Raw genomic sequence first — 10,886 nt, forward strand, 5'->3', positions numbered from 1 at the left:
GCTGATGCCGCTTATACTTGCGTGTTTTCCAATTTCCCTCAGCCGATTTGAAGCCAGCTGCACCCATGCGTCGTTCCCTACTGCCCTCCCGGCGTCATCCCGCCTTCCTGTTCCTGCAACGCGGACTGGCGCGCCTGCGCTGGATCCTCGTGCTGACGGTGCTGGCGGTGGCGGTCGCACTGGGCCTGCCGAAGCTGGTCGCACGCATCTCCCACGACCACAGCCCGCAAGCGCGCGCCGCCGAGGCCGACATGCGCGCCATCGGCGACGGCCTGGAGCGCTACCGCAAGGACAACGGCCGCTACCCGAGCACGCAGCAAGGCCTGCTGGCGCTGGTGATCAAGCCCGCGCGCGGACCGGTGGCCAACGGCTGGCAGATCGGCGGCTACGTCGAGCGCCTGCCGCGCGACCCCTGGGGCAACAGCTATCAATACGACGCCGCCGAAGACGGCGACAGCTTCCAGCTGTTCTCCTTCGGTGAAGCCGGCCCGGCCGGCGGCGGCGACGACGACGCCCACGTGATTCGTCTGCACTAAGCGCCTCCCTTCCCAAACCCTCTCCCGTCCTGTTCACGATTTCCTGCGCGCCTGCGCGGGAAAACGCGCACCCTCGTTCCTGCCGCGCGGGAAGAATCCTTCCCTCACTCGCATATCTCATTTCGCCGCAATTGCCATGGCCGAACTTGTCCGGCAAGTCCGGCCTGTTGTTCTTGCGCACAAACTCGCAAATTCCTTACATTTATTTACAGATAATGATTAAATATAAATAAAAACAATTCCCATTAATCAAAAAGAAAGTCCCCCGCCCCATGACGTTCCGCCTCAAGCCCGGCTGCCTGGCCGTGCTCGCCGCCTTCTCCGTGGCTCCTGCCTTCGTTTCCCACGCCGTCGCACAAAACCTGCCTCAGGTCGAGGTCAGCGGCTCGCGCGCCAATGACAGCTACATCGCGCCCACCGCCGTCTCCGGCACCAAGACCGAAGCCCCGCTGCGCGACATCCCGCAGACCATCAACGTGGTGCCGGCCCAGGTGATCAAGGACCAGGGCGCGCTGTCGATGCAGGACGTGCTGAAGAACGTGCCGGGCCTGGGTCTGTCGACTGGCGACGGCCAGCGTGACCAGGTCTTCATCCGCGGCTTCACCGCCATCGGCGACCAGTTCGTCGACGGCTTCCGCGACGACGCGCTGTACTTCCGCGACCTGTCCAACGTTGAGACCGTGGAAGTGATCAAGGGCCCCGCCGCCGTGCTGTACGGCCGCGGCTCCTCGGGCGGCCTGATCAATCGTGTGACCAAGAAGCCGGGCATCGACGTCTCCGACGTCAGCTTTACCGCCAACAGCACCGCCGGCCGCCGCGCCGAGCTGGATCTGGGCCGCGGCGCCGGCGACGGCGTGGTGTCCTGGCGCCTGACCGGCGCGGTGGAGCGTGGCGACAGCTTCCGCGCCCAGCAATTCATTGACCGCACAGCCTTCGCACCGTCGATGGAGCTGAAATTCTCGGCCGACACCAAGTTGCTGCTGCAGGCGGACTATCTGGAGGACCGCCGCGTAATGGACTTCGGCATTCCGTCGTACAAGGGCCGCCCGGTCAGCGTCGATCCGGGCACCTACTACGGGGCGGCCAACGCGCGCGCCTCCGACTTCGTGCAGTCGCGCGTGATGTCGACCTCGGCCGTGTTCTCGCACCGGATCAACGAATCGCTGTCGTTCCGCAACAACTTCCGCTACTACGACTACCACCTGAACCGCAACCCGACCAACATCAGCGGCAACGTCAACGAAACCAACCAGACGATGAACCTGGCTCACTCCAAGCTGGTGCGTGACGAGAACGGCTGGTTCAACCAGAGCGAGCTGACGCAGAAGCTGCAACTGGGTGGCATGAAGCACGAAATCCTGTACGGCGTCGAGTTCGGCAGCCAGAGCAAGGATGCCTACACCTATGCCGGCGTACCCGTTGCCGGCACCGGTTCGCCGCTCCCTGCCGTCTCGATCTTCAACCCGGTGCTGCCGTTCGTGAACCCCAACGTGCTGGGCGCGCTGACCACTACCTACGGCACTTACAACACCTTCGGCGGCTACCTGCAGGACAACATCGCCTTCAGCGACCAATGGAAGGCGCTGGTTGGCGTCCGCTATGACAGCTTCGAGCAGAAGGCGCGCATCGTCGGCGGCACCGCCCCCGGCAGCCTGGCGCGCACCGATACCGCTTTCAGCCCGCGCGTGGGCCTGGTGTGGCAACCCACAGAGACCCAGTCCTACTACGCTTCTCTGAGCAAATCCTTCCAGCCGTCGGGCGAGAACTTCGCTCTGGCCGTCAACAACGCAGACTTGTCGCCCGAGACCACCCGCAACACCGAGGTGGGCGCCAAGTACGACTTCCTCGACGGCCGCGCGAGCGCCACCATCTCGGTGTTTCGTCTGGAGCGCGACAACATCAAGACCACCGACCCGACCAACAACAACCGCCTGATCCCGGTGGGCAAGCAGCGCACCGACGGCGCCGAGTTCACGCTGAGCGGCGACCTCAAGGGCGGCTGGAAAGTGATGGCCGGCTACGCCTATCTGGACGCCACCATCATCGATTCCACCGCCTTCGATACGAGCGCGCCGGGCACAGGCAACGTCCCGGTCAAAGGCAAGAACGCCACGCTCACGCCCAAGCACAGCGCCAACCTGTGGCTGACCAAGGACCTGGGCAGCGGATTCACCGTCGGCGGCGGCGCCAACGCGGTAGCCGCGCGCGCAGCCAACCCGGGCAACACCGTGCTGCTGCCGGGCTACGTCACGGCCGATGCCATGGCGGCCTATCGCACCGCCAAGTACGATATCCAGTTCAACGTCGGCAACATCTTCAATACCAACTACATCGTCTCCGGCCACGGCTCCAGCCCCAACCTGAGCCTGCCGGGCGCGCCGCGCAGCTTCGCGCTGACGCTGCGCTATCACATGTAATTGCCGCAGTAGAACGACATCTCTTGAGGCCGTAAAAAAACCTCCGCAGGAGCAATCCTGCGGAGGTTTTTCTTTGTACCGTCGAGTGAGCACGGATCACCGCATCACACGCCCGGCTGCGATGACGCAGCTACTTGTCGTCACCCTTGCCTGTGAGCTTTTTCAACAGCTCGGACTTCAACTGCTGCCGCTGGCCCGACTCGCTCTTGCGATGCGGCCCGGCGCCGCCGGCGCGCTGCTGCGCGGCGACGGCCACCGGGTTGCGCGGCTTGGCGGCGCGTTGCGACGGCTCGACCCGAAAACTCAACTTCTGCCGCGTCGCCAGTCCCTTGTTGGCCATCGCACCGTGCTCCCTGCGCCTTACAGCACGTAACGCGACAAGTCTTCGTTGATCGCCAGCTCGCCCAGGCGCTCGTTGACATAGGCGTCGTCGATGGTCAGCGCGTTGTCGGCGCCGGATTCGCCGGCCGTGAAGGAGATCTCTTCCAGCAGCTTTTCCATCACCGTGTACAGGCGACGCGCGCCGATGTTCTCGGTCTTCTCGTTGACCGAATAGGAGATCTCCGCCAGGCGCTTGATGCCGCTGTCGGCGAACTCGATCTTCACGCCCTCGGTCGACAGCAGCGCCTCGTACTGCTTGGTCAGGCAGGCGTCGGTGCCGGTCAGGATGCGCTCGAAGTCGGCGATCGACAGCGAGTCCAGCTCGACGCGGATCGGGAAGCGGCCCTGCAGCTCGGGGATCAGGTCCGACGGTTTGGACAGGTGGAACGCACCCGAGGCGATGAACAAGATGTGGTCGGTCTTGATCATGCCGTACTTGGTGTTGACCGTCGTGCCTTCCACCAGCGGCAGCAGGTCGCGCTGCACGCCGGCGCGCGAGACGTCGGCGCCGCCGTTCTGCGAGCGGGTGGCGATCTTGTCGATCTCGTCCAGGAACACGATTCCGTTCTGCTCGACGTTGGCGATCGCCTTCTGCTTGAGCTCTTCCTCGTTGACCAGCTTGCCGGCTTCTTCCTCGATCAAGAGCTTCATCGCTTCCTTGATCTTGACCTTGCGCGCCTTCTTGCGCTGGTTGCCCAGGCCCGAGAACATCGACTTGATCTGCTCGGTCATCTCTTCCATGCCCGGCGGCGCCATGATTTCCATGGCGGCCGAACCTTCGGCCAGCTCCAGCTCGATCTCGCGGTCATCCAGCGCGCCTTCGCGCAGGCGCTTGCGGAAGGTCTGGCGGGTGGTGTTCTTGTCGTCCTTCTCGCCGCCGTTGTTGGCGTCCGGTGTGAAGCCGAAATCGCGCGCCGGCGGCAGCAGGATGTCGAGGATGCGGTCTTCGGCGGCGTCTTCGGCGCGGGCGCGCACCTTGCGCGTTTCCTGCTCGCGGGTCTGCTTGACGCCGATGTCGATCAGGTCGCGGATGATGGTGTCGACGTCACGGCCGACATAGCCGACTTCGGTGAACTTGGTTGCTTCGATCTTGATGAAAGGCGCGTCGGCCAGCTTGGCCAGGCGGCGCGCGATCTCGGTCTTGCCCACGCCGGTGGGGCCGATCATCAGGATGTTCTTGGGCGTGATCTCGTGGCGCAGCGGCTCGTCGATCTGCTGGCGGCGCCAGCGGTTGCGCAGCGCAATGGCCACTGCGCGCTTGGCGCGGCCCTGGCCGACGACGTGCTTGTCGAGTTCCGAGACGATCTCTTTGGGGGTCATGTTCATGGCTGTGTTCCGATATTCTCTTGACGTTGCTGCCGGATGCGGATGGGTGAAAAAAGAGCCGGGTCGCGCTTGCGAACGGCCGGCTCAAACTCTCACCGCTTACTCTAGGGTCTCGATGATGTGGTTCAGATTGGTGTAGATGCACAGCTCGCCGGCGATGGTGAGCGACTTCTTGACGATCTCGGCCGGCGACAGGTCGGTGTTCTCCTGCAGCGCCTTGGCGGCCGATTGCGCGTAGCTGCCGCCGGAGCCGATGGCGCCGATGCCGTCATTGGGTTCCAGCACGTCGCCGTTGCCGGTGATGACCAGGGTCGCGTCCTTGTCGGCGCACAGCAGCATCGCCTCCAGGCGGCGCAGCATGCGGTCGGTGCGCCAGTCCTTGGCCAGCTCGACCGAGGCGCGCATCAGGTTGCCCTGGTGCTTTTCCAGCTTGGCCTCGAACAGGTCGAGCAGCGTGAAGGCGTCGGCGGTGCCGCCGGCGAAACCGACCAGAACCTTGCCGTGGTAGAGCTTGCGCACCTTGCGCGCGGTGCCCTTCATGACGATGTTGCCGAGCGTCACCTGGCCGTCGCCGCCCAGCGCGACCTGGTTGCCGCGACGGACGGAGAGGATGGTGGTGCCGTGAAATTGTTCCATGCTTGCCTCAGTTCAATGTGTGCGTTGTGTCCTGCCGGCGGATCGTGCAGGCCAAGGCCGTGCTGTCCCCGTTGTTTCGAGATGGGGCTGGTCGGTCGGATTGCAAGGCATTGCCGAAATGCCATGCCGAAGCCGGCGCCGCCATCTGGAGAGGCCGACATTCTACGCCCGCAATAAAAAAGGGCGCCGCGGCATCACTGCCGGGGCGCCCCAAGGAGGGCAACAAAAGCGTGGATTACGGCATTACACCGAGATCGTCATCAGGCTGGCGTTGCCGCCGGCGGCAGTGGTGTTCACGCACAGCGCGCGCTCGGCCAGCAGGCGCCACAGCGGAATGACGCTGTCTTCGCTGCAGGTGATGATCGGTACCAGCGCACCGTCACGGGCGGCCAGTTTGCCGCGCCAGACGTGCGCGGCGTGGCTGTCCACCAGCGCCGCTTGCAGCGGCTCGCCCTCCAGCTTGCTCGATTGGCGGATCGCCGCACGCACCTGCGGTGGCAGGCCGGCCGGGATGTAGGCCGCGGCGGCGTTGTCCACCAACACGGTGTTGCCGGTGGCGAAGGCGGCCGCCAGCTGGTTGAGCAAGGTGCCGACGCTGCCGGCCACGCACAGCACCAGGCCGCGCGGAGCAAAGGCCAGCGTGTTGCGCTCGCCGGTCGGCCCCGGCAGCACCAGGCTGCGCTGCAGCAGGCTGTCGCCGTGGTATCGACGGCCGGTGGCAGCCAGCCGCTCGTGGCCGTGGGTTCGGGCCCATTGCAGCAGGCTGTCCAGCAGGGCGTTGGGCACTTCGGCCGGTTGCGCGCGGGTCAGTTCTTCCTGCAGCTGCGGATTGCGCTGCAGGCGCTTCAGGTAGAGCGGGCCGCCGGCCTTGGGGCCGGTGCCGGACTTGCCTTCGCCGCCGAACGGCTGCACCCCCACCACGGCGCCGACGATGTTGCGGTTGACGTAGATGTTGCCCACATGCGCGCGGCTGGCCACGAAGTCGATGGTCTCGTCGATGCGCGAATGCACGCCCAGCGTCAGGCCGTAGCCGGTGGCGTTGATGGCGTCGACCAGCTGCGGCAACTGGTCGCGGCGGTAGCGCAGCACGTGCAGCACCGGGCCGAACACTTCACGCTGCAGCTGCGACAGGTCGGCGATCTCGATCACGGTCGGCGCCACGAAGGTGCCGTGCGCGCAGTCCTCGCCCAGCGCCAGCTGGTGCACCGCCTTGGCGCTGCCGCGCATGCGCTCGATGTGCGCCAGCAGGTTCTGCTGCGCCTCGGCGTCGATCACCGGGCCGATGTCGGTGCCCAGGCGATCCGGACGGCCCACGCGCAGTTCGGCCATGGCGCCCTTCAACATCTCGATGGTGCGCTCGGCGATGTCTTCCTGCAGGCACAGGATGCGCAGCGCCGAGCAACGCTGGCCGGCGCTGTCGAAGGCGGAGGACAGCACGTCCACCACCACTTGCTCGGCCAGCGCGCTGGAGTCGACGATCAGCGCGTTCTGGCCGCCGGTCTCGGCGATCAGCGGCACTTCGCCGTGTTCGCCGTTCTCACCGTGGTTGCGCTTGGCCAGCGTACGGTTGATCAGCTGCGCCACTTCGGTGGAGCCGGTGAAGATTACGCCCTTGACGCGCTCGTCCGAGGTCAGCGCGGCGCCGACGGTCTCGCCGCGGCCCGGCAGCAGCTGCAGCGCGGCGCGCGGCACGCCGGCCTCATGCAGCAGCTGCACGGCGCGGTGCGCGATCAGAGCGGTCTGCTCAGCCGGCTTGGCCAGCACCACGTTGCCGGCGGCCAACGAGGCGCTGACTTCGCCGATGAAGATCGCCAGCGGGAAGTTCCACGGGCTGATGCAAACCACCGGGCCGTAGGCCAGCGCATTGCCGTCATGGCGCGATTCGATCGCGTAGTAGCGCAGGAAGTCGACCGCCTCGCGCACTTCGGCGATCGCATTGGGCAGCGACTTGCCGGCCTCGCGCACGGCCAGCGCCATCAGCTCGGCGATGTTGTCTTCCAGCAGGTCGGCTGCGCGCTCCAGCATCTGGGCGCGCTCGGCGGCCGGCGTGGCCTGCCATTGCGGGGCGAAGTCGGTGGCGGCGGCCAGCGCGGTTTCCACATCCGGCAGCGTGGCTTCGATCACCTGGCCCACCGCTTCACGACGGTCGGCCGGGTTGCGCACGTCTTGCACCTCGGTGGCGGCAAGCTGTCCTGCAATCAGCGGCGCGGCCTGCCACCGGCGATCGACCATGCGGCCGAACAGCTGATCCAGCTGGCGCAGGCGGTCTTCGTTGGAGAGATCGATGCCGGCCGAATTCTTGCGCTCCTGGCCGTACAGGCGCTGCGGCAGCGCAATGGCCGGATGCGGCAATCCGCCCTGCGCGCGCGCGGTCTCGATCGGGTCGGCCACCAGCTTGTCCAGCGGCACCTCGGCGTCGACGATCTGGTTCACGAACGAGGAGTTGGCGCCGTTTTCCAGCAGGCGACGCACCAGGTAAGCCAGCAGCGTCTGGTGTGAGCCGACCGGCGCATACACGCGGCAGGCCTTGCCCAGGTTGTCCTTGCCGACCACCTGGTCGTACAGGGTCTCGCCCATGCCGTGCAGGCATTGGAATTCATAATCGTCGACGTTGTGCAGCTTGGCCCAGTGCCAGATCGCCGCCAGCGTCGCCGCGTTGTGGGTGGCGAACTGCGGGTAGATCACATCGGTCGAGGCCAGCAGCTTTTGCGCGCAGGTCAGGTAGGACAGGTCGGTGTGCACCTTGCGGGTGTAGACCGGATAGCCTTCCAGGCCGTCGACCTGGGCGCGCTTGATCTCGCTGTCCCAATAGGCGCCCTTGACCAGGCGGATCATCAGGCGGCGCTTGTTGCGGCGGACCAGGTCGACTAGGTAGTCGATCACGAACGGGCAGCGCTTCTGGTAGCCCTGCACCACGAAGCCGATGCCGTCGAAGCCGGCCAGGTCGGGGTCGGCCACCAGCACTTCCATCATGTCCAGCGACAGCTCCAGGCGGTCGGCCTCTTCGGCGTCGATGTTCAGGCCGATGTTGTATTGCTTGGCCAGCAGCAGCAGTTGCTTCAGGCGCGGCAGCAGCTCGCTCATCACGCGCGGCTGCTGGGCGCGCGAATAGCGCGGGTGCAGCGCCGACAACTTGACCGAGATGCCCGGGCCGTCCTTGATGCCGCGACCGTTGGAGGCGCGGCCGATGGCGTGGATCGCGTCTTCATACGACTTGTAGTAAGCGTCGGCGTCATGCATGGTCAGCGCCGCTTCGCCCAGCATGTCGTAGGAGTAGCGGTAGCCGCGCTTTTCGTTGTCGCGGCTGTTGTCCAGCGCTTCCTCGATGGTCTGGCCGGTCACGAACTGGTTACCCAGCATGCGCATGGCCAGGTCCACGCCCTTGCGGATCAGCGGCTCGCCGCCGCGGCCGATCAGGCGCGTGATGGCCGAGGCCAGGCTGCTTTCGCTACTGGTGGAGACCAGCTTGCCGGTGATCAGCAGGCCCCAGGTGGCGGCGTTGACGAACATCGACGGCGACTCGCCCAGGTGCTTGCGCCAGTCGCCTTTGCTGATCTTGTCAGCGATCAGACGGTCGGCGGTCTGGCGGTCGGGGATCCGCAGCAGCGCTTCGGCCAGGCACATCAGCGCCACGCCCTCTTCCGAGGACAACGAGAATTCATGCATCAGCGCGTCCACGCCGGAGGAGCGGGTACGCTTCTCGCGCACCTGCTGCACCAGCTTGCCGGCCAGCTGCCGGGTCTGCTCCTGCCAGGACGGCGCGCTGCCGATCTGGCCCAGCAGCCACTGCACGGCCTCCGGCTCGTCACGGCGGTAGGCGGCGGTGATGGCGGCGCGCAGCGCGCTGGGCGCATGCATCACCTCGGCGTGGAAAGCGCCGAAAGGCAGGCCGGGGGAAGAAGGAGCGTCAGCAGCCGGGGTGATCGGGGCGTCGGTAGTCATGGAAGGCCTGAAATATCGGTTAGTAGCGTTTAGAAAGCGGGATTGGGAAGGATTTTTCGCTTCCGGATTCTATGTGCGAACAACCAATATTAATTCTGTATTTATGCGTCCTATCCAATATTAAATTTGGTAAATATAAATTCAACAAAATTTAAATCAGCAAAAATTTGTCCGACAGGCAGATTTCCCAGCTCAGCCGTGCATTGCCCGCCGATGCCCTCGCAACGCCGCCTGGTCGGGCGCTGAACCCAGCAGCAGCGCGCGGCTCCAGGTCCACCTGAGGCTGGAGCGATACACCGCCCAACTGCCGGCCACGCCGGCGGCCACCCGCAGCAACCGATACTGCTCGCCCAGCAGCGCCGCCAGCCCCATGGTGAACACCATGTGCATGAACATGATGACGATGGCGGCCTGCCCCAGCTCGGCCAGTACCTGCGCCGCAGCCGGCCAGCGGCGGTCGATGGCGCGCGCAGCCCGCATCATCCACAAGCAGCAGGCCAGCGCAGCGATAAAGCTCAGGCCTGGCACGCCGTATTGCGTGACCTTCATGTCGTAACCCAGGCTCAGGCGCCAGCCAAAATGATGGTTGGCCATCACGGCGACCATCATCGCCAGCGCAACGACGGCCGCAGTGCGATAAGGCCGGCGCGCATCCGGCAATTGCCGCAGCAGGTAGCCGGCATAAAAGAACGGCGCTGCCGCCAGCGCCACGTTGGCAGCGAACGGCACCTTCAGCGCCGGCGCGAAAAAGGCATTGGCATAGGCCAGCAGCAGCATCGCCGCGTGCAGCCACAGCAGCAGCTTGCGCGAACAGCGGCCGATCAGCAGCGCCTCGATCGCCAGCACGACGTAAAACGACGTCACGAACCAGAATGCCGCCAGCCAGGCCGACAGGCGACTGCCGCCCAGCAACAGGCCAACGGCGAAGTCGCGCAGCGCCGCGCTGTCGTGCCCGGTCAGCCACAGGTGCAGCGCCAGCGGCATGCCGATCAGCAGCAGGAACGTGGCATAGGGAATCAGCAACTGCGCCGCCTTGCGCCGGCAAAACGCCGCCGGCGCAGCGACCGCGCGGAACAGGTAGCCGCTGATGAAGAAGAACAGCGGCATATGGAACAGGAAGATGAGTTCGAAGCTGTAGCCGCCGTAGACGTGGCCCCACACCACCAGCAGGATGCCGATGCCGCGATAGATGTCGATCCAGCGTTCTCGTTGCATGGAGATCCTGTTGCGCGCACATGCCGTTGCCTGACGGCATGCCGTGACGGGTTGATGGGTATATGCGAAGGACAGCGGCGGTGGCGGGTGAGTTCTTCCGCTGATCTTCGTCAGGCTGCGGTGATGTCATTACAGCCGCTTAACGACACTGGGTCCCTGCTTTCGCAGGGACGACAGGGAGGAGAGAACTTGAGCCTTCACCTGTTCGAGCTCCTTACCGGCGTCAAGGAAGAAGGGAAGACAAGACGGCGAAAGGACAGGAGGATGAGAGGATGTGAAGACGGCAACTTGAACCCTCGATTGTTCGAATCCACCTCCTACGTGTCGCCCCTGCGAAAGCAGGGACCCAGCGTCGCTCGTCGCGCCTCACCGATGACCGCGCCAGCAATAAAAAAGCCGCATGCGAACATGCGGCTCTTTGGTCTTGCAATAC

At 65.2% G+C, this 10,886-nt stretch carries 8 protein-coding genes; 3 read left to right on the forward strand and 5 right to left on the reverse strand.

Annotation, left to right across the window (positions count from 1 at the left end):
* Positions 1-65: 65 nt before the first annotated feature.
* Positions 66-536 carry a type II secretion system major pseudopilin GspG gene (gene gspG / locus J8I26_RS10815; protein WP_209606972.1) on the forward strand — a complete coding sequence of 157 codons (471 nt, stop codon included), beginning with the start codon at positions 66-68 and terminating at the stop codon, positions 534-536.
* 272 nt (positions 537-808) lie between these two features.
* Positions 809-2,953 (forward strand): TonB-dependent siderophore receptor, encoded by a 2,145-nt coding sequence (locus J8I26_RS10820; protein ID WP_209606974.1) that lies wholly within the window; start codon positions 809-811, stop codon positions 2,951-2,953.
* A gap of 130 nt (positions 2,954-3,083) precedes the next feature.
* Here J8I26_RS10820 and J8I26_RS10825 read toward each other — a convergent pair whose 3' ends face one another.
* The 5 genes from J8I26_RS10825 to J8I26_RS10845 all read right to left on the reverse strand — a co-directional run bounded on the left by J8I26_RS10825 (position 3,084) and on the right by J8I26_RS10845 (position 10,453).
* A complete protein-coding gene (locus tag J8I26_RS10825; protein WP_209606976.1) occupies positions 3,084-3,293 on the reverse strand; it encodes a hypothetical protein in 210 nt (69 codons plus the stop codon).
* Between the two features lie 20 nt (positions 3,294-3,313).
* Positions 3,314-4,660 (reverse strand): ATP-dependent protease ATPase subunit HslU, encoded by a 1,347-nt coding sequence (gene hslU, locus J8I26_RS10830; protein ID WP_209606978.1) that lies wholly within the window; start codon positions 4,658-4,660, stop codon positions 3,314-3,316.
* 99 nt (positions 4,661-4,759) lie between these two features.
* The gene (hslV, locus tag J8I26_RS10835) at positions 4,760-5,296 is read right to left on the reverse strand and encodes an ATP-dependent protease subunit HslV (protein WP_088752707.1); all 537 of its coding nucleotides are present in this window, start codon (positions 5,294-5,296) and stop codon (positions 4,760-4,762) included.
* Positions 5,297-5,539: 243 nt separating this feature from the next.
* Positions 5,540-9,238, reverse strand: a complete 3,699-nt coding sequence (putA, locus tag J8I26_RS10840) for a trifunctional transcriptional regulator/proline dehydrogenase/L-glutamate gamma-semialdehyde dehydrogenase (protein WP_209606980.1) — start codon at positions 9,236-9,238, stop codon at positions 5,540-5,542.
* Positions 9,239-9,430: 192 nt separating this feature from the next.
* Complete coding sequence (locus J8I26_RS10845; RefSeq protein WP_209606982.1) at positions 9,431-10,453, reverse strand: acyltransferase family protein; 1,023 nt, start codon at positions 10,451-10,453, stop codon at positions 9,431-9,433.
* Between the two features lie 189 nt (positions 10,454-10,642).
* On the opposite strand from J8I26_RS10845, the gene J8I26_RS10850 reads away from it, so the two are divergent.
* A partial coding sequence (locus tag J8I26_RS10850; protein ID WP_209606984.1) for a hypothetical protein occupies positions 10,643-10,886 on the forward strand: 244 nt, incomplete at its 3' end.

Source organism: Herbaspirillum sp. LeCh32-8, assembly GCF_017814915.1.
GTDB lineage: Bacteria > Pseudomonadota > Gammaproteobacteria > Burkholderiales > Burkholderiaceae_D > Herbaspirillum.